At 45.6% G+C, this 18,175-nt stretch carries 19 protein-coding genes; 11 read left to right on the forward strand and 8 right to left on the reverse strand.

The genetic code is table 11. The annotated features are described in order from the left end of the window. Nucleotide 1 precedes the first annotated feature (1 nt). A complete protein-coding gene (locus PODO_RS04275) occupies nucleotides 2-1,459 on the reverse strand; it encodes an amidase family protein (protein ID WP_038568849.1) in 1,458 nt (485 codons plus the stop codon). 170 nt (nucleotides 1,460-1,629) lie between these two features. Between PODO_RS04275 and PODO_RS04280 the strand changes: the two genes are divergently transcribed. Continuing rightward, nucleotides 1,630-2,757, forward strand: a complete 1,128-nt coding sequence (locus PODO_RS04280) for a copper amine oxidase N-terminal domain-containing protein (protein WP_038568851.1) — start codon at nucleotides 1,630-1,632, stop codon at nucleotides 2,755-2,757. Between the two features lie 96 nt (nucleotides 2,758-2,853). Here PODO_RS04280 and PODO_RS04285 read toward each other — a convergent pair whose 3' ends face one another. The 3 genes from PODO_RS04285 to PODO_RS04295 form a co-directional block, all read right to left on the reverse strand. Continuing rightward, on the reverse strand, nucleotides 2,854-3,348 hold the full coding sequence (locus tag PODO_RS04285) for a hypothetical protein (protein ID WP_038568853.1): 495 nt from the start codon (nucleotides 3,346-3,348) through the stop codon (nucleotides 2,854-2,856). A 70-nt stretch (nucleotides 3,349-3,418) separates the two neighbouring features. Beyond that, nucleotides 3,419-4,834: a HAMP domain-containing sensor histidine kinase gene (locus PODO_RS04290; protein ID WP_036680794.1), complete on the reverse strand. Its 1,416-nt coding sequence runs from the start codon at nucleotides 4,832-4,834 to the stop codon at nucleotides 3,419-3,421. Beyond that, entirely contained in the window at nucleotides 4,822-5,505 is a 684-nt protein-coding gene (locus tag PODO_RS04295; RefSeq protein ID WP_232061150.1) for a response regulator transcription factor, read from the reverse strand. The genes PODO_RS04290 and PODO_RS04295 overlap by 13 nt, the downstream gene beginning before the upstream one ends. Before the next feature lie 147 nt (nucleotides 5,506-5,652). Here PODO_RS04295 and PODO_RS04300 point away from each other — a divergent pair, with 147 nt between their 5' ends. From PODO_RS04300 to PODO_RS04320, 5 genes are all read left to right on the forward strand, one after another. Then, nucleotides 5,653-6,366: a YceI family protein gene (locus PODO_RS04300; protein ID WP_038568856.1), complete on the forward strand. Its 714-nt coding sequence runs from the start codon at nucleotides 5,653-5,655 to the stop codon at nucleotides 6,364-6,366. A gap of 167 nt (nucleotides 6,367-6,533) precedes the next feature. After that, nucleotides 6,534-6,929: a (deoxy)nucleoside triphosphate pyrophosphohydrolase gene (locus PODO_RS04305; protein ID WP_036680800.1), complete on the forward strand. Its 396-nt coding sequence runs from the start codon at nucleotides 6,534-6,536 to the stop codon at nucleotides 6,927-6,929. Nucleotides 6,930-6,969: 40 nt separating this feature from the next. Further along, nucleotides 6,970-7,296: a nucleoside triphosphate pyrophosphohydrolase gene (locus tag PODO_RS04310; RefSeq protein ID WP_036680802.1), complete on the forward strand. Its 327-nt coding sequence runs from the start codon at nucleotides 6,970-6,972 to the stop codon at nucleotides 7,294-7,296. Between the two features lie 37 nt (nucleotides 7,297-7,333). After that, nucleotides 7,334-7,684 carry a DUF1648 domain-containing protein gene (locus tag PODO_RS04315; RefSeq protein ID WP_081387265.1) on the forward strand — a complete coding sequence of 117 codons (351 nt, stop codon included), beginning with the start codon at nucleotides 7,334-7,336 and terminating at the stop codon, nucleotides 7,682-7,684. Between the two features lie 44 nt (nucleotides 7,685-7,728). Continuing rightward, the gene (locus PODO_RS04320) at nucleotides 7,729-8,727 is read left to right on the forward strand and encodes a Gfo/Idh/MocA family protein (protein WP_080742404.1); all 999 of its coding nucleotides are present in this window, start codon (nucleotides 7,729-7,731) and stop codon (nucleotides 8,725-8,727) included. A gap of 80 nt (nucleotides 8,728-8,807) precedes the next feature. Here the strand turns inward: PODO_RS04320 and wrbA are convergent, their stop codons facing one another. Next, complete coding sequence (gene wrbA, locus PODO_RS04325; RefSeq protein ID WP_036680804.1) at nucleotides 8,808-9,443, reverse strand: NAD(P)H:quinone oxidoreductase type IV; 636 nt, start codon at nucleotides 9,441-9,443, stop codon at nucleotides 8,808-8,810. 152 nt (nucleotides 9,444-9,595) lie between these two features. Here wrbA and PODO_RS04330 point away from each other — a divergent pair, with 152 nt between their 5' ends. From PODO_RS04330 to PODO_RS04335, 4 genes are all read left to right on the forward strand, one after another. Beyond that, a complete protein-coding gene (locus PODO_RS04330; protein ID WP_155288083.1) occupies nucleotides 9,596-10,246 on the forward strand; it encodes a GyrI-like domain-containing protein in 651 nt (216 codons plus the stop codon). A 133-nt stretch (nucleotides 10,247-10,379) separates the two neighbouring features. Beyond that, nucleotides 10,380-10,511 (forward strand): hypothetical protein, encoded by a 132-nt coding sequence (locus PODO_RS32115; RefSeq protein WP_256715983.1) that lies wholly within the window; start codon nucleotides 10,380-10,382, stop codon nucleotides 10,509-10,511. 353 nt (nucleotides 10,512-10,864) lie between these two features. Continuing rightward, nucleotides 10,865-11,002, forward strand: a complete 138-nt coding sequence (locus PODO_RS30885; RefSeq protein WP_155288084.1) for a hypothetical protein — start codon at nucleotides 10,865-10,867, stop codon at nucleotides 11,000-11,002. 923 nt (nucleotides 11,003-11,925) lie between these two features. Next, the gene (locus PODO_RS04335; RefSeq protein WP_038568865.1) at nucleotides 11,926-12,504 is read left to right on the forward strand and encodes a pyridoxamine 5'-phosphate oxidase family protein; all 579 of its coding nucleotides are present in this window, start codon (nucleotides 11,926-11,928) and stop codon (nucleotides 12,502-12,504) included. Between the two features lie 616 nt (nucleotides 12,505-13,120). Here PODO_RS04335 and PODO_RS04340 read toward each other — a convergent pair. The 3 genes from PODO_RS04340 to PODO_RS30890 all read right to left on the reverse strand — a co-directional run bounded on the left by PODO_RS04340 (nucleotide 13,121) and on the right by PODO_RS30890 (nucleotide 16,133). Then, entirely contained in the window at nucleotides 13,121-14,893 is a 1,773-nt protein-coding gene (locus PODO_RS04340; RefSeq protein ID WP_038568867.1) for a hypothetical protein, read from the reverse strand. A gap of 150 nt (nucleotides 14,894-15,043) precedes the next feature. Further along, nucleotides 15,044-15,970, reverse strand: a complete 927-nt coding sequence (locus tag PODO_RS04345; RefSeq protein ID WP_038568869.1) for a hypothetical protein — start codon at nucleotides 15,968-15,970, stop codon at nucleotides 15,044-15,046. Beyond that, on the reverse strand, nucleotides 15,963-16,133 hold the full coding sequence (locus tag PODO_RS30890; RefSeq protein WP_155288085.1) for a hypothetical protein: 171 nt from the start codon (nucleotides 16,131-16,133) through the stop codon (nucleotides 15,963-15,965). Before PODO_RS30890 ends, PODO_RS04345 begins: the two co-directional genes overlap by 8 nt. Nucleotides 16,134-16,320: 187 nt before the next feature. Between PODO_RS30890 and PODO_RS04350 the strand changes: the two genes are divergently transcribed. After that, complete coding sequence (locus tag PODO_RS04350) at nucleotides 16,321-18,138, forward strand: vWA domain-containing protein (RefSeq protein ID WP_036680809.1); 1,818 nt, start codon at nucleotides 16,321-16,323, stop codon at nucleotides 18,136-18,138. Nucleotides 18,139-18,175 lie beyond the last annotated feature (37 nt).

Genomic DNA, 18,175 nt, shown 5'->3' on the forward strand with positions numbered 1-18,175 from the left:
ATCAAATGAAGCTTTTTAGCGAAGGTGCTTTTCGCACCTTGTAATGCTGCTCATAAGCATAGGCTAGCTTGATAAGCGTGGGCTCCTGATAAGCTTTTGCTGAGAAGGTTACACCAAAGGGAGCACCGGCCGACGTGTACCCAGAAGGAACGACGAGGGACGGATATCCTGCTCTGGAAGTAATTCTGGCGCCAAAATCGGCAGGGAACAGCAGGGCATCCAGATTGTATTCTTTCATAGTGGCATCGATGCCTTCTTCCTTGCACAGCTTCAGGTCAGTCGCACGATGGCGTAAATATTGAGCTTCGCTTTGTGTGCCGGAGGAGGTATATTCCGCATCTATTAACGTAGCTTGACTAAATCTCAAAGTCTCCACAGGGTGTGCATGATTAAAATCAATAATATCCTTCAAGGTTCGCATAGGTGCTCCGGGGCTCAAATGAGATAAATAAGCATTCAGTGCTGTTTTGAATTCGTTTAATACCACCGAAGAGTAACTAATTTCGCGGGCGGTTTTAATATCCGCGGGATCAATGATGGTTGCTCCAAGCTCTCTCATCCTGTTGACGGAAGCGTTGAACAAGGCAAGCTGCTCATCTGTTAGCTCCTCAAAATAATAATCACGTGGTATCCCAATTCTAGCTCCCTGCAAACCATTCGGATCAAGGAATACAGTATAATCCCCGTGGACTTTACCTGTATTTGTTCCCATCGCTGCATCGTGCTGATCATTGCCCAGCATGGCGTTTAGTAGCAACACGGCATCTTGAACGGTTCTAGCCATAGGCCCTGCGGTGTCTTGTGTATTGGAGAGCGGCAGGATTCCTGAACGGCTGAGCAGCCCCACGGTTGGCTTAATGCCGATGATGGAGCCCAAATTACCGGGATTAAGAATCGATCCTGAAGTTTCTGTGCCAACAGAGACCGTACAGAAATTACAAGCGACAGCTACTGCTGAACCAGCACTAGAGCCGCCGGTTGGCGTAGAAATATTGTAGGGGTTAAGGACTTGCCCGCCGCGGGAGCTGTAGCCAGAGGGCATGCCGTTCGTCATAAAATTGGCGAATTCGGTCATATTAGCTTTACCCATAATAATGGCTCCGGCTTCACGCAGTTTGGTAACTATAAACGCATCTTCCCCGGCAAAAGAATTCGCCAAAGCCAGCGAACCCGCACTTGTATGCATTTTGTCCCCAGTATTGATGTTATCTTTCAACAACACAGGTATCCCGTGCAGCGGGCCGCGAGGGCCATTAATTGCCCGTTCCACATCCAGAGATTCTGCGATAAACAACGCATCAGGATTAATCTCCAGTACAGAGTTAATCGTCAGGCCGTTTTTGTCGTGATCAGCAATACGTTCATAATACATGAGAACTAGTTGTTTTGACGTAATTTCTCCGGCTTCTAATGCAGCTTGGATGTCCGGTATGGTGGCCTCTACGATTTCAAAACTCATATGCGTTCACGCTTCTTTCCCTCTAGGATATGGCTTCTCCTTCATCTAACCATAATTTGGGTGTTGTTGGTAGTTTTCTTTTTAGACTTACATTTTGATTGGCCATTTGATATATTCAGGTGTGCATTGTAATTTTTTTATTTTTCTAGATTAGGAGCTAAATTAAGAACATGAAAAACCACAACTTTGCTTCAAAAATTATCACTTTTTTTGTGGTGATGATAAGTTTTGCTGTTTTATTTTCAAGTCAAGCCTTTGCGGACGACAGTGATCTCAAATGTTATTTGGACGGTAAGCAATTACATTTTAATGTAAGTCCTATCCTGAAAGATGGAGTTACATATGTACCCATGCGGTCGATATTTGAAGCTTTAGGCGCAACTATAAAATGGGATAATCATGCGAAGTCGGTCTCAGCGGTTAAAGGGGATATTAACATTTTTTATCTGGTCAAAGAAGGAAGAGTAATTGTAAACGCCAAAGAGAATGAGCATGTCTTAAAGGGTATCAATTTTCAAAATAATACACTCGTCCCTCTAAGATTTATTAGCGAAGTGTTGGGTAGTAGTGTCACTTGGGATGAAGGTGCAAAATCTATTTACATAACCTCACCAGTTGCCGAGGAGAAGCTTATTGCTCCGGTTAACAGAACAATTTCAGTAGGAAGTCAAGAGCAATCAAAATCGTTATCAGATGAGAGAAACAGGTTTGTTATAAACGTAAAGCACTACGGTATTAAAAATAATCAGTTGTATAGCTTGCTCGAATTTTCTAACATGGATAATAAAGACATCTCAATAAATTTTAAGCCCGGTGATCAAAAAATCATAAAGACGTTCTCAAAGGAAAAGGATCCCATGCCGACTCTGAAAATTGAAAATTGTACGGAAGTAACCCATAAAGTAGTTATCGATAATATGGGCGGGAATATATATAAAATCCCGGAATTTTCAGTTAATCAGGCGTGTGTCAGTTCCAACCAATCCCAACAAGATGCGCTTGATGTATGGCGGAACAACAATTCCGGCCTCTCGGAATTAGGCAGTAACCTCGTGTCTGTCCGTAAATATATTCAAGATCAGACGGGTGGGCTGCAAAACTTTGTGATCCCAGCCAATAAAGCTGAACAGCTGATCTTGGTCGCCCCAGTTGGAGGGAAGGATAGGTTGGTTGTGGAGGGCAGTTATTTTGTAGGAGGTCTATCAAATAAGACTATAGAATTCCAACTAGATTATGAAGTGGTTTCCGAGCTCGATTTGGGTATTTATAGTTACATATATACGGAACCTGTATATTAAGGATCGTTTTATTAGAAAAGAGGTGTCCGAACGGCCAAAATAAATGGCTGCTCAGACACCTCTTTTATTGTTAGTGTGTAGATTAAAGTCTGACAATTACTCCTGTGCTGCTGTAAACCCCTCTTCCGCTAAATATTCTTTAGCTTCCTCAAGCGTTTCAAACGCCATCTCCAGATTGAGGTCGGCATAGACATACCATAAATCATCCTCAAGCTTTAGGGTTAGGGTATGGCCCTCATCATTAGTCCAGAGTGTATCGGCAGTTGCCGCAGCCTTTTTCTTTCTTTTGCTGGCTACAGGAGCATCAGGAATGTAAATAGACAGTGAGGTGATGGAGGCATCCAGCAAACTCCGCAGCTCGGATTCCGAGTAGTCGCGAATATTCACGAAGCCCTTATCGTCTGTCTCGTAGCCCCGCAGTAAGCCTGCGAACACATAGCCATTACCATTTGGATGCAGGTGAAAAGCAACGGTTTTCTTATCATGCTGGCTTTCCTCGTAGTGATAGTTCACGCGCCCAAGGGATACATTTTTGCGTTCCAGCTGGGGGTAAGAGTCGAGAATCGCTAATTTTTGTTCAAAAGTAAGCATATACAGCCTCCGGTTTTCGGTGTGATTGTGCACATGATTATACCATGTCGATGGATCGTAGACTATTTTTTTAGTCATCAAGCGGCAGAGACAGCACGAAGGTGCAGCCTTTGTCTGAGTGCTCCTCAAGCACGAGGCTTCCGTTCATAGATTCGGCCAACAGACGGCTGAAGGTTAGGCCGAGTCCTAAACCACGCAGTGTACTCTGCTTGTCGCTGCCCCGGAAGAAGGCTTCGAAGACATGCTCACTATGATTGGATGAGATGCCAAGCCCATTATCTTGAACACGGATTTCGGCAAAGCCATGACCTTGCTGCTCCAGCAGTTCTATCGTAAGCTGCACCCTTCGATCAGGAGCTTTGGCTTGTACGCTGTTATTAAGTAGATTGACGATAATCTGCTGGATACGAAGGGAGTCCCCACGCAAAAACAAGGGATTGATCGGCATATGGAGCACGGGTTCAGCAACTTCTTCCGCCTGTGTCAGCTTCCATTGATATACGATTTCGGATATCAGGGGTACGGCATCCAGTCGGTCGTGACGAACGGAAACCATTCCTGCAGTCAGGGCATTGTAATCCAGAAGGTCGGCTACCATTCGCTGCAACCGCCCAGCCTCCAGCAGGGCAATATCCAGAAATTCCACAGCTTCATCACCTTCAACGACCCCTTCGCGGACGGCATGCACCAGGCCTTTAATAGAAGTTACGGGTGTTTTCAACTCATGGGAGACTCCGGCCAGCATTACGGCTCGAGACTGCTCAAATTGCTGTAACTTGCCTGCCATCTCTTCAAAAGACATCATCAGCTCATGAATTTCCCGCTCTTTAGCATCCTTATCTAGAACGATATCATAACGGCCATGGCTGATTTGAGCCGCTGCCTCGACTACCTTCTGAATGGGTTTTGCCAGTTTACGAGATAAAAGGTAAATGGTTAGCCAACTTAAGATGATTAGAAACAGCAGCAGTATGGAGAAAAATATGATCTCCTCCTGTGGAATATGCCGCAGCGATTTTTTGGATTGCAGAACAATAACCTGTCCCAGTGTTTTGTCATCCGAATTTATGGAAGCCACAGCAGCTTTAAACTCCGGACTACGGGAGTCGTTCAGGCTATCATTAAGCTTATATCTCATTTCCTTGTCAGTTAGAGGTGGCAGGGAGAACAGCATTTGACCTTGTTGATCTGTAATGATCACGCACATCTCTATGGTTAACTTGAAAAACCGTTTCCGGTCTTCGATCAGCTTTTCGAGATTTTGGCTGATTTCAATGGAGCCTTCCATATTTAAGCTGCGATCTGCAATCTCCTGTGCCAAAAGCCCCGCAGTCTGCAGACGATTGCTCATAGCCTCCTGACGGATCCACCATAATGTAGCTAAAGCTGTGAGGAGCAGGCCTACACTAATAATGAGCAGATAACGTATCGTCCAGTAAGAAAGGATAGAGGTGCGTTTGGCGTTGTTTCTCTTTAAGTTGTCCATAATTGATATCCCGTCCCCCTTAGGGTACGGATTTCCCCCTCACTAGTAGGCCAGTGCGACAACGCTTGGCGTAGTCTTTTGATCGACAAATCTACCGCCCGGTCGCTTCCTTCATAATCCATTTCCCATACAAATTCTATTAATTGCTCACGCGTACAAATCTGATTAGGCCTTTCAGCGAGAAATAACAGCACTGACATATCCCGAGGACTAAGACTCAGCTCAGCCCCATTCAAAAAGACAGCACGTGCTGTGAAGTCGATAAACAAACTGCCATAATGCCGTTTACGGCTGCCATCTGACCACTGCGAGGGACGGCGTAAGACAGCGTTCACACGTGCCACCACTTCCTCGGGAATAAAAGGTTTAGACATATAATCATCCGCACCACCGTCGAGGCCGGCTAGCCGGTCATTGATCCCATCTCTTGCCGTCAGCATGATCACAGGGCAGCTGCTTTTTTCACGGATGAGCTTAAGCAGTTCAAAGCCGTCCATGTTTGGCAGCATGATGTCTAGTAATACTAATGAAGGAGGAGATATAGCAAAAGACTCCAGCGCAGCGCGTCCATCAGCTACACGGGTGACTTGAAAGCCTGCTTTTTTCAGATAAGCACTGAGGACCCTAGAGATGGCTTCTTCATCTTCTACAACAAGAATGGATTTCGTCAAATTGGAGTACCTCCAGTCCATAAAATTTACGACAAGTTTAACACATCATAGCCCGCTCTGCTCTGACTTCTTCCTGACATATTGCTTTGTTAGAATGAGGGACGAGCTTGAAAGCATACAGAAATTATGAATATTGGAGGGAACAGGATGAAGAGAAAAAGAATAGCCTTGATCGCTGCAGGAGTTATTATCGTAGGAGTAGTCACAGGTTATACATTACTGGATAAATCGCTGGGCAATAATGTAGAGATCGAGTCCGTGATTCCAAATCAAGCAACAACAGCAGGTGCTGGAGAGACAACAAATAACACTGGAGCATCAGCAGGGGTGGCGGTCACAGCCGAACAATTAAACGGGGATTGGACCCTTGCGGAGACCTCTAAAGTCTATTGGTCAGTGACGACCTCTAAAGAAACAGTAAACTTCGTAGACAACAAAGTTCAGGGCACCTGGAAGGTAAATATAGAGGATTCTACTTCGATGGCCGGGGAAGGGACAGTGGATATGAGCGCTCTGGATTCTGGCAATAGCCAACGGGACGAGCATGTAAAAGGAGAGGATTTTCTATCCGTTACGGAATTTCCACAATCCACGTTTGTAGTGAAGTCATTTTCGGAGCTGCCGGCAGAATGGACTGAAGGAGCAACTGTGCCTGTTGAAATGCAGGGGACGCTTACCGTAAAAGGAGTAGAAAAGGACGTCACCTTTCAGTCGCAAGCGGCGTATAGCGGGGGACAGTTGATGTTGTCGGGAACGACAACAGTAGCCTTTTCTGACTTTGGTCTAAGCAATCCCCACACCGTTGTGCTGGATACAGAAAATAATCTTGAGGTTCGCTTGGAGCTTGTGCTGACAAAATAGTAGCTCTTCCGTAAGGATAACGCTGCTGTGAATTTTATAGAGAGACTGTACTGAAGAGATTTTCCCAGGCCGTGTTGGCGTTTGGGAGAGTCTCTTTGGTTTGGAATGAATTGTATGTTTTAATAGTAGTATCTGTCGAATAACTAGCAATAGTGGAGGTGTTCTTTATGATCAAGGTGGCGGCAGCAATTATACATAATGTAGAAGGGCAGATTCTTATTGCCCGGCGGCGGCAAGGTAAATCGCAGGCAGGTCTGTGGGAATTTCCTGGTGGCAAAATAGAGCAGGATGAGAGCATCGCAGAGTGTCTGCAAAGAGAGCTTCAGGAAGAGATGGGCATCACAATCCTTCCCTATGAGAGCTTTGGCATAAACGAGCATAACTATGGAGAGATAAAGATCCAATTGATTGCTTGGAAAGCGCGGTATCAGGGAGGTGTAATTGATCTGGTGGATCACGACGAACATAGGTGGGTGCTTCCGGCTGAGCTGGGTCAGTTCATGTTTGCTCCGGCAGATCTTCCTTTTGTAGAACGTCTACTGATGGAATCAAAGCCGGATTGAAGGGAGATAGAATATAATATAGAAGAAAGGAAGAGCTTAAATGCCTGTATATGAAAAGCTAGTGCGTGACGGCATCCCCGATTTGATAGCTTCTCAAGGGAAAGATTTTAACACAAGGATATTAGAGTCCAAAGAATACATAACTGAACTACGTAAAAAATTGCAAGAAGAGTCGGAGGAATATTTTCAGGCAGCAAGTGATGAAGAAGCTTTGGAGGAGCTTGCCGATATGCTGGAAGTGATTCAGGCTCTGGCGGAGACACATGGGAGCAATAGCATGGAGCTGGAGAAGCAACGTGCAGAGAAAGCTAAACGTCGCGGTGGATTTAAGAAGGGGATATATCTGATTGAAGTGGAAGGAGAATAACGGGGAGATTATTTTTCCGCACAAGGAGGGTAAAACGTTGTTCAAAACCAAACTGACGATGATCTTAAGCAGTGTGGTGGCCTTGATTCCTGTAGCTATTTATTTATTCCTTTATTCCAAAATGCCGGATACCGTCCCGATTCATTATGATGGGAACATGGCTGATCGATTTGTAAGTAAAGCTAGTCTGGAGGTTATTTTGCAAAGCGGGCTGGGTTGTTTGGGATTCATAATCATGAAGCTTTTACAGTTCCTTTTGCAAAAAGCGTTTATTCAAAGCTCTAACGAGCACTCAGCGGCCTTGAGCAAGATCTGGAATATTGCTATTTTGGTGGTGACGGTGGTGTTTGCTGGCATCAGTTCCTATACATTCATTAGAATGGTCTGATAGAATTAAAGAGACTTAGCAGAAGGATTAGGAGGAACATGCAAATGAAAATGGACAACGCTTACAAGGTGAGATGGGGAATTATTAGCACAGGCTGGATTGCTCATCAATTTGTTACTGATTTGGCGCATGCCAGTAATGGTGTGGCTTATGCCGTTGGGTCAAGATCTCAGGAAAGTGCCGATGAATTTGCTAAAAATCATGGGATTCCGCATGCCTATGCAACCTATGAGGAATTGCTGAATGACCCAAATGTAGACGCGGTATATATTGGAACGCCGCATCCTTTTCACAAAGAAAATGCTTTAATGGCGCTGCGTGCAGGCAAAGCTGTCCTGTGTGAGAAACCTTTTACCGTAAACAGCGGTGAATTGGAAGAAGTTGTGGCCTATGCTAGAGCGCATAAGTTATTCCTGATGGAGGCGATGTGGAGTCGCTACATCCCGGCGATTGTAAAGGTTAGAGAATGGATTGCTGAGGGCAAGATCGGTGATGTTCGTTTGGTGAAGGCAGACCTAGGGTTTCGTACCGACTGGAACCCGGAAGGCAGATTGCTGAATCCGAAGCTGGGCGGGGGTGCGCTGCTGGATGTGGGGATTTATCCGGTTTCTTTTGCCTCCATGGTGTTTGGACCTCATCCTGAGTCTATTTCCAGCACAGTGCACATAGGTGAGACTGGAGTGGACGAGCATTTCTCGATGCTGCTGTCATATGGTAACGGGAAAACCGCTTCGTTGAACGGTGGTATTCGTCTTAACATGTTGGAGGAAGCGCATGTGTTTGGCACAGAAGGCCGTATTATTGTAGAGGGTACATTAGTGAACCCGAAATCGGCTGCGCTTTATATAGGAGATGAGAAGGTAGAGAGCTTTGTGGATGACCGTGCTTCTATTGGATATTGTTTTGAAGCGGAGGAAGTAGGACGGTGTCTTCAGGCAGGGCTTACAGAGAGTCCGGTGATGACATTGGATGAATCGTTAGCGATTCTGAAACTGCTGGATCAAGTGCGTGCACAGTGGGGGCTTAAATACCCTGGAGAGTAATTAAAATATAAATTAAACACCCCTCGGTGTAGTGCTGCACAAGTAGCTCCGAGGGGTGTTGTTATATTAACTAAGCTGCGCTAGTTCTGATTATTGGCGTTTTTGCCTGCCTGAACCCAGCCGGCCACTTCAACGGTACGCTTCGCTTGATGAAAAACAGCGTCACGGATCCGATCCTGATCTTCGATCATTTTACCGTCTCCATCTACGCTGACACTTGTTCCGTAAGGGTTGCCTCCCGCACCGAATGTGACTGGATCAGTATAACCGGGTGCTGCAACAATTGCTCCCCAGTGATACATCGACGTGTAGAGTGCCAAAATCGTAGCTTCTTGTCCACCATGCGGGTTCTGTGCTGAGCTCATGGCGCTGACGACTTTGTTTACTGTTAGTCCTTTGCCCCAAATGCCACCGGTTGTATCAATGAACTGCTTCATCTGGGAAGCAATGTTACCGTAACGGGTTGGGGAACTGAAAATAATCGCATCTGCTTCGACTATATCGTCGGGTGTGGCGACTGGGATATCTTTTGTTTCTTCAGCTAGGGCCTTCATGGCTGGATTTGCGGCGATTTTATCCTCGGGGACCAGTTCCTGCACCTTCAGCAGTTTTACCTCAGCTCCTGCTTTTTCTGCGCTTTCCGCGGCCCATTGTGCTAGCTGGTAGTTAGTTCCTGTGGCACTGTAGTAGATGACAGCTAATTTGATTTTTGACATGCTGTAGTCATTCCCTTCGAGTGTAGTTCCATACTATTAATTACCCTAATGGTGTCTTTATAACCCAGACTGAAATCAATCTATTCGAACTGGACAGACAGATGTCCACTTTGCCTGTGTATACTAAGTTCAATCACAGGAAATGAGGGAGAATGATGAATACTTATTTTGTAGAGAAAGCGAAAATGACCTTGGCTGGGGTTAGCATACGCACAACTAATGAAGTGGAAATGGGACCTGATGGAGGTTTGCCGCAGCTGTGGGAAACTTATTTTCAGAGTAATATTGCGGGGCAGGTAGCTACGGTAAATCCTGAGTATATCTATGCGTTGTATACGGATTATGAGAGTGATGCGAGCGGAGCATATACCGTTGTGATCGGGCATGAAGTAGCTGAGGAGAGACATTTAGAGGGAAACCAGCTAGAGGAAAACGGGCTAGAGGAAAGCGAGCTAGAGGAAAGCGAACTAGAGGAAAACGAGCTAGAGAAAAGCGAGCTAGAGGAAAGCGAGCTAGAGGAAAGCGAACTAGAGGAAAACGAGCTAGAGAAAAACGAGCTAGAGAAAAACCAACTAGAGGAAACCCAGTTCACCTATGCGGCTGTACCGGAGAGCAAATACATGGTTTTTACGACGAAAAAAGGTCCGGTATTTGAAGTGGTCGCGCAAGCGTGGGGGGAGATTTGGGCGTACTTTAAGGAGTCTAGGGAGGCAAGAACTTACACGGGGGATTTTGAGATTTATGATTCGCGAAATTTTGATCCTGCTGACACGCAGGTTGAGATTTATATTGCGATTGAATAGATTAGGGGAAAGATGGTTTTTATGTGCTTAGTGGGTTAAGTGCTTAAGCGGGAGGTTTTATAGGGAAAAGTTTTATTTTATAGGAAATTGTTTAAAGGGAAGTATTTTAGAGGGAAAAAGGGGTTTAAGGGAGTTGCTTCTGATAGTAGTACCAAGCAACTTGCGAGAGAAAGGGGGCTGCCGAGAGGTAGTCCCTATTTTTGCTGACGTGCCGGGTACCGAGGTGAAGGGTTACTTGACGGTGGAAGAGAATATGACAACTTAAAAGAATATATACATTTGAAAAGAATATATACATCTAAAAAATATGTACATCTAAAAAAATATGTACATCAGTAAAAAATAATGCACAACGACTCTTATCTCATATGGGGATGTGTTGTTAATCCTTGCTGAGGCTTGCATTTAGGCAGACGGGGGGAGACATAAGAGAAGCCCTAGAGTATATATACTTAACTAATGTGTCTGCGGAAAATTGTACGGTAAAAATCCCGTAGATTTGCTGGATTGAGACAAAGTGGCAGGAATGAACGGTATAAATCCCGTAGATTTTCTGGATTGGGCAGAATTGGAGGGATGAACGGGAAATATCCCGTAGATTTGCTGGGTTGAGCCAAAGTGGCGGAAATGTACGGTATAAATCCCGTAGATTTGCTGGATTGGGCAGAAGTAGAGGGAATGAACGGGAAATATCCCGTAGATTTGCTGGATTGGGCAGAAGTGGCGGGGATGTACGGTAGAAATCCCGCAGAATAGCTGGATTGAGACAAAGTGGCAGGAATGAACGGTATAAATCCCGTAGATTTTTTGGATTGGGCAGAAGTGGAGGGAATGAACGGGAAATATCCCGTAGATTTGCTGGGTTGAGCCAAAGTGGCGGAAATGTACGGTAGAAATCCCGTAGATTTGCTGGATTGGGCAGAAGTGGAGGGAATGAACGGGAAATATCCCGTAGATTTGCTGGGTTGAGCCAAAGTGGCGGAAATGTACGGTATAAATCCCGTAGATTTGCTGGATTGGGCAGAAGTAGAGGGAATGAACGGGAAATATCCCGTAGATTTGCTGGGTTGAGCCAAAATGGCAGGAATGAACGGTAGAAATCCCGTAGAATCGCAGGGTTAGGCGTAGGTAGCAGAGATGTACGGTAAAAATGCTCTACATCAGCTGCATAGCGTCGAATTAGTTAGAAATAAGAGCAAAAATGCTCTACATTAGCCGCAAACGCCGCTCGGACCTAGTCAAAGTTAGTTTGGTAGGGGAGCTAGTGGTACTGGTATTGTTAATGGAGTTAATGCGCTTATGGAACTGATCTAGTTGGTGAAACTAACGAGTTGATAGAGCTTGTGTAACTTTGTAACAGCTGGAGTTGGTGAAGTTAGTTAAACTAATGTGGTTGATAGAGCTACTCTAGTGGTAGAAACTAACGAAGTTGTTAGAGCTGAAGTAAATGGTGTAGTTGGCAAAGCTAGTTAGTTAAGCTAATGTGGTTGATGGAGCTTAAGTGATTGGTGAAGCTGATGTAGTTCATGTAGTGCATGTAGTGCATGTAGTGCATGTAGTGCATGTAGTGCATGTAGTGCATGTAGTGCATGTAGTTCGTTGAGTCGGCGGATCTGATGGAGTTGAGTAGAGATGCCCGATTAGCCAGCACACCAATATACAGAAATGGAGAATGCCAAATGGGAAAACAATTTACCGCTATACTACCAATACATGAAGAGTTTATTCTTCGGCAGCACCTTTTTTTCGTAGGGTCGGCGCCGCTTTCAGAAGATGGGCATGTTAACCTTTCGCCGAAGGGGCATGATTGTTTTCGGATTTTGTCTCCTAATCAGGTGGCCTATCTAGACATGACTGGCAGCGGTAATGAGACGAGCGCGCATCTGCTGGAAAACGGAAGAGTGACGGTTATGTTTTGTGCGTTTGAGGGGACGCCTAACATTTTAAGACTGTATGGAACAGGGGCTGTGATTTTGCCTGAATCAGCAGAATGGGAAGCACTGTCCCCTATGTTTACATCTCTGCCTGGAGCCAGACAGATCATTTTGATAGATGTTCATAAAGTGCAGACTTCCTGCGGATTTTCGGTTCCATTCATGAATTATGCGGGTGAGCGAGATACGTTGCAGCGTTGGTCTATCCAAAAGGGCGAGGCAGGTCTGAGAGAATATAGAGGAGAGAAGAACACTAAGAGTATAGACGGGCTACCCACACCTCTTGGACAAAAACTGACTAGACAGGATCTCCCATACTCATGACCAATAGAAGGAACATACAACCCATAGGATTATTCACCCAAGACGCTAGAAGCTTCCCGCGACTTTCAAGGTAGTTCACCCAAGTTGCTAAAGTTTCCCGCAACTCTCAGGGTCGTTCACCCAAGAAGCTAGAAGTTTATCGCGACTCTCAAGGACGTTCACCCAAGTTGCTAAAGTTTTCCGCAACTCTCAAGGTCGTTCACCCAAGTCACTAGAAGCTTCCCGCGACTCTCAAGGTAGTTTTCCGCAACTCTCAGGGTCGTTCATCCAAGTCGCTAGAAGTTTATCGCGACTCTCAAGGACGTTCACCCAAGTTGCTAAAGTTTCCCGCAACTCTCAAGGTCCTTCATCCAAGTCGCTAGAAGGTTCTCACTACTCCCAGGGTCGTTCACCTAAAGTCGTCAGAAGGTGACACCCTACACTCAGAGTTGTTCACACAACCCGCTAAACTTATCTCACTACTCATCATGGTCGTTCACTTGTCGACATAGGTTATGCCACCGTCACTATATTGAATCTCACCCACCACACTACTAACTTCACATATTCATAATAAGTAATCCCGAAATCCCGAAATCCCGAAATCCCGAATCCCGTCTCCTGCATCCCATAATCTCTACCGCCCAAAGCTCATGCTACCCACGGATTCCACTATAAACACAGGAACATATTGCTCGCCTATGTCTGTTCCAACAAGCTCATATCCATTCTGATATTGGCCACTAACTAACGCGTTACCTGTAACGGAACCCACTTCTCCTTGGAGCAAAATATAAATCCCATCCGAGTAAGCAAGACTATTACCGAAGTTATCTACGACGATTTCACCATGAAAAGAGACCTTTTCAAAAGGATGAGTGGTCAGATCCGCAGCTGAGATTACAGCATACTCCTGAACAATCTCCGCGAATTGATAGATGCCATCTACTTTACGGTAAAGTGCCGTTTGCCCGTCAACACCGTCTCCAAGATCCGCATTAGGCACGAAAATAGAGTCATCGGACTGCAGTTCATAACTATCGCCAGCTATTGAAAATAACTGCGAAATACCATTCGATTTCATCTCATATGCTGTGAAAAGGGTGCGTCCACCTTCAACCTCAGATTGGGCTAAAACCACAGGTACACCTGAAGAGTTTGCCAACTGTTCATTAAAAGTAAGACTACGCAGACTCTCGAAGCGTGGCAAGCTGTTTCCGGTTAATGTGACCACATTGTCGTCGTTATTCATCGCGGCATAATAGAGCACGCCACTGTTATCCGTCCCGGCGACGATCACTTTTGTGCCCGATAGTCCTTTGCGGGAGATGACGTTGTCGTATTTGTCTTGCTCTTCACCGCCAGGAAGGAGGCGAACAGGCTCAGCGATATTCCAGGCCAGCCTAGCAGCGGCAATGTTTGTCGAAGTATCCTCTAGCGGAGCAAGCTCTCCGTATAATTGTATCGCCTCAGCATATTGACCTTTAGTAGTCAGACGTTTGGCATTTTTTAGTAGCTTAGTCTTACTAGTATCGATCAAAGTCAGCACCTTGGATGAAGTGACACCTGCCGATCCTGCAAAATTACGATAAGCTACAGCATGCCCAGCAAAAGCTGTGATATTGTCACCTTCGAGATCTTTGTTCAAGATGATCTTCCCGCTGCTTTCTGCTTGTTGAAGTACCCAAGGAGCTTCGTAATTATGCTGGCTATAAGCACTCATCAGGGACAGGGTGCTTTCCAGCATGCCGGTAAAGTTTCCTGCTCCTGCTAAGGATTTTAATATAGCTGTATCATGGCTTTTGAACTTGGAGGCTAGTAAATCCACTTTGGAAGCTGCACTTCCATAATAAGCATCAGGAATCTGCAAAAGATTCCATTTAAAGTTCTCTTCATTACTCACCCCTCCACTCTGGTTCTGGGCAAGCTCGGCAAGGAACTGCTCCTTAAACTGACGGAAATAAGAGGTGAACTGGTCTGAAATGCCTGAGGCCGACGATAACTGGCGATAATAGGATTCATAGGGGCCGTCTGGCTTCATATATGTAGCTTTTAAACTGAGCAGAGCTTGGTAGCTCTTCATAAATCCGGCAAAATCCTTAGTCGCTGCTTCCTCCTTAGTAGAGGCTACCAAAACATTCAGAACTTTGCGGATATCTGTGATTGGAGCTAATTCATCCAGACGCTTTGCGACTCTTTCTTCCAGGTAATGAATAGAATGGTTGGCCGCTGCTTGGCGGTACTGATTCTCTGCATTAATCAGATCCCCAGCAGCGTAGAGACGGTCGGCTTTTTTGGTGATTTGTATTTTATCTGCGATGAGAAAAATCTTCTGTCCAAGCAGCACAAGCATGCATATACACAAAATGATCATAAAGTTTCGCAGGGTTATTAATTGTTTGAACGTCATATAGAGTAGCCTCTTTTTTCAAAATATAAGAAAGCCTAAGAAAGTATAAGTTTTACAGTATACATCATCCTTATATTTCTGTGAGAAACGGTTGGTTATCATCAATAAGGATGATGTTTGCTTTATATTGGCTCATCTTAGCTTTCAGGTCTATTGGACCTCCGGGTCCCAGCGATATTTGGCTTCACGAATGTCAGCTACCCTAAGGTCCAAGCCGTTCCAAGGTTCATGGGGATTCGCAGCAATGAGTTTGGACAACCGCATAAAACGGTCTTTGGGCAGATCTTGCACGTATCGGCCAATCATATTGGAGTAGAGCAGGGCATACCGCTTCATTCTTACCGCCGCTCCCGCAACGCTCGTAAGGATGGTTAAGCCGTTAGCCATCTGGCGAATCTCCACTTCATAGTTCTTCACATAGCGTAGTGTGCGATCCTTAATGAGATCGGGACGGACTTTAGCGATCTCGCCGATATATTCGGCTAGCAGTGGTTCGAAGTCTTTTAGAAGAAGCTGCTCCAGTTCTAGATCCATATCCTTGCGGAGTAAAAATCCATGCAGCAAAGCCACTCGCTGCCGCGCGATCCGGTCGCCGCGAAGCAGGATGGAGAGCTCGCGCAGCTTCTCATAGGCAAGAACATCATCTTCACGGAGTACGGAGACAGCTTCCTGACGGTTGACCTCCAGCCCTTCCTTGATGATGCCGATCCCACGACCAAGCAGCTCATTGAGAGAACGAAGATTCTCGTTCTGCCTTACTTTTCGCTGCGTATAGTACAATAGTCCAGCAAGCACAAGACCCCCGGCACCACACAATATCATTTGTTGGATGCTATTTCCAAAATAGACAGAGGCTAGTGTGAGCAGTAAGATGAATAGTAGGCGGGTATGCATCTTCCGTCTGGCTAGTGATGCTGCGTGCTGCTTTACAGCAATAAGTGAGGCTCTGCCACATTTGCTACAGCGGTCTTCGCCAAGAGCGGTATACCGTCCGCAGTGGCGACAGATGCGCAGCTTGTCATAAGCGTAACGAGGGGCCTTAAAGGGCCGGAAGGTAACGGGTCTTTTCTTATTCACGGCCTTTATCGCCTCCGTTCAAAGCGGCTAGCAGTCGATCGTTAATATCATCACGTGTCAGTGGTTTGCGCTGATGTGCGGCATAAATGGAAATCTGAATTACGGCAATTAGGAACGTAATCCCAAGAATGACGTATGAAATCATGGAACAATCCTTTCTCATGGACGCTCTGCAGTCCAGATGGCTTTTAGAATGATAATCTTCTATGCATCAATGCACTGGGTCCGGCGGTCCTAAAGTTGAAGTTTACAAGGTTTAATTATATCATAATGGCATGCTATTTACAGATTTTAGCGATAGTGCTGAACCTGTCATATGTGCCTAATATAACACAAGAGGAGCCCTATTTATGCTTCGTAAATATCAAAGTATTAGAACAACCAAGACTCTCTTTCTACGTATCTTTCCGGTATTGCTCCTGGCTCTTTGTCTAGCTGCCTCGCCTTTTGCAGCTGTTAAAGCCTATGCAGCAACGTCGGCGCAATCTCACATTGATGCTGTGCTTCTTATTGATGTCAGCAACTCCATGAAGACTAGTGACAAGAACAAAATCGCCAACGAAGCGATGAAAATGTTCATAGATATGTTATCCACCCAAGGTGATAAAGTAGGTATTGTTGCCTATACCGACAAGGTGCAACGGGAAAAGGCTCTGCTGCAAATTAGCTCGGAGAGCGATAAGCAGGATTTGAAGGATTTTATTGATGGTTTGGACCGAGGAGCTTACACCGATATCGCTATTGGCGTAGAGGAAGCTGTGAAGGTTCTGCAGAATGGAAGTGACCCTTCCCATGAGCCTATCATTGTAATGCTCGCTGACGGCAATAATGATTTCAACAAAGCGACAGGCCGGACGCAAAGTGAATCAGATAAAGAGCTGAAGGCGGCCGTAGAGGTTGCCAAAAAGAATGGCTATCCCATCTATACCATTGGACTTAATGCAGATGGCAAGCTGAATAAACAAAGCCTCGCCGACCTGTCCAATGAGACAGGTGGTAAAGCATTTTCGACGGACTCAGCAGATGATCTGCCGCAAATCCTGAGTGAGATTTTTGCCAGCCATTTGAAGCTGAAGGTAGTGCCTGTGCAGTCGATTACTGCAAATGGCGATTATCAGGATGTGACCGTCAACGTGCCTAACGGCAGTGTTTTGGAAGCCAATATCTCAATTATGTCTTCACAGCCTGTGACAGCGAAATTAACGGACCCGTCAGGGAAAGAAGTTGCGATCCCCTCAAACAATGTCCTGCTGTCCAAGTCTTCTACTTATAGCTTGATTAAGCTACTGTCACCGCAGGAAGGAGATTGGAAACTTCAGGTTAAAGGTGTGCCAAAGGATAAGATTGATATTAATCTAGTCTTTAACTATGACTTGGAGCTTAAGATCGATGCGCTGCCATCAGCAACCTATAAAAAGGGTGATAAAATCGACATCACCTCGCATCTGTTCAGCAACGGTACTCAGGTAACACTCAGTAATTTGTATCAAGATATGAAGGCGGTACTGCTTGCTACAGATATCGATACAGGTGATGTGCAAGAAATCGAACTGGATAACTCCGGAGCTGTCTTCAAGGGTACATTTGAGGTAAAAGAAAGCCATAACTACGAGTTGAAGGTACGGGCAGAGGAAAGCAGCTTTTATCGGGAAAGTGCACCTGTCCAAATCAGCGCGAAGACAGGCGGAGCAGCAACAACAGCACCTTCTACAGGGACTGGCAATGAAGAACCCCTGAAGGAAGCTTCATCCAAAACCCTGTATTACATTATAGGGGGCATTCTTTTAGTGCTGGCAGCTGGTGCAGCATGGTATGTGCTGAATAAGAAATCGGCACGTGGTTTTGTAGGACAGCTGGTAGTAGAGGTTAAAGACAGCAATACGGGTGAGAAGACCTACCCACAATATAAGAAGCTTGCAGGCTTCAAGGGCAAGTTCACCCTTCATCAGCTGCTGCAATTGGCGCCTGAACTGAAGGAGAGCGAAAGTGTTATTTTCACACCGGCTAAGAATGACCGATTGCTGTTACGCAGCGGAGAAGGTGTTACTGTGGAGAGATCCGGACGTGCTGCGGATGCTTCGCGTGGTCTTGAACTGAAGAGTGGGGACCGCGTTTCAGTATCTCTACAGACGGTAGATAAGACGATTTATCTGGAATATTTAGTATAGTAGGCAATGGCAATGTATGCCGCAGAAATAGTTTTGC

This window comes from Paenibacillus odorifer (assembly GCF_000758725.1).
Taxonomy (GTDB): Bacteria; Bacillota; Bacilli; order Paenibacillales; family Paenibacillaceae; genus Paenibacillus_AQ; species Paenibacillus_AQ odorifer.

Coding starts and splice junctions, on each gene's coding strand:
- PODO_RS04320 (WP_080742404.1), top strand. CDS start 7,729: ATGAAAATGGACAACGCTTACAAGGTGAGATGGGGAATTATTAGCACA.
- PODO_RS04285 (WP_038568853.1), bottom strand. CDS start 3,348: ATGCTTACTTTTGAACAAAAATTAGCGATTCTCGACTCTTACCCCCAG.
- PODO_RS04340 (WP_038568867.1), bottom strand. CDS start 14,893: ATGACGTTCAAACAATTAATAACCCTGCGAAACTTTATGATCATTTTG.
- PODO_RS04310 (WP_036680802.1), top strand. CDS start 6,970: ATGCCTGTATATGAAAAGCTAGTGCGTGACGGCATCCCCGATTTGATA.
- PODO_RS04300 (WP_038568856.1), top strand. CDS start 5,653: ATGAAGAGAAAAAGAATAGCCTTGATCGCTGCAGGAGTTATTATCGTA.
- PODO_RS04305 (WP_036680800.1), top strand. CDS start 6,534: ATGATCAAGGTGGCGGCAGCAATTATACATAATGTAGAAGGGCAGATT.
- wrbA (WP_036680804.1), bottom strand. CDS start 9,443: ATGTCAAAAATCAAATTAGCTGTCATCTACTACAGTGCCACAGGAACT.
- PODO_RS04290 (WP_036680794.1), bottom strand. CDS start 4,834: ATGGACAACTTAAAGAGAAACAACGCCAAACGCACCTCTATCCTTTCT.
- PODO_RS04350 (WP_036680809.1), top strand. CDS start 16,321: ATGCTTCGTAAATATCAAAGTATTAGAACAACCAAGACTCTCTTTCTA.
- PODO_RS04335 (WP_038568865.1), top strand. CDS start 11,926: ATGGGAAAACAATTTACCGCTATACTACCAATACATGAAGAGTTTATT.
- PODO_RS30890 (WP_155288085.1), bottom strand. CDS start 16,133: ATGAGAAAGGATTGTTCCATGATTTCATACGTCATTCTTGGGATTACG.
- PODO_RS04275 (WP_038568849.1), bottom strand. CDS start 1,459: ATGAGTTTTGAAATCGTAGAGGCCACCATACCGGACATCCAAGCTGCA.
- PODO_RS04330 (WP_155288083.1), top strand. CDS start 9,596: ATGATGAATACTTATTTTGTAGAGAAAGCGAAAATGACCTTGGCTGGG.
- PODO_RS04280 (WP_038568851.1), top strand. CDS start 1,630: ATGAAAAACCACAACTTTGCTTCAAAAATTATCACTTTTTTTGTGGTG.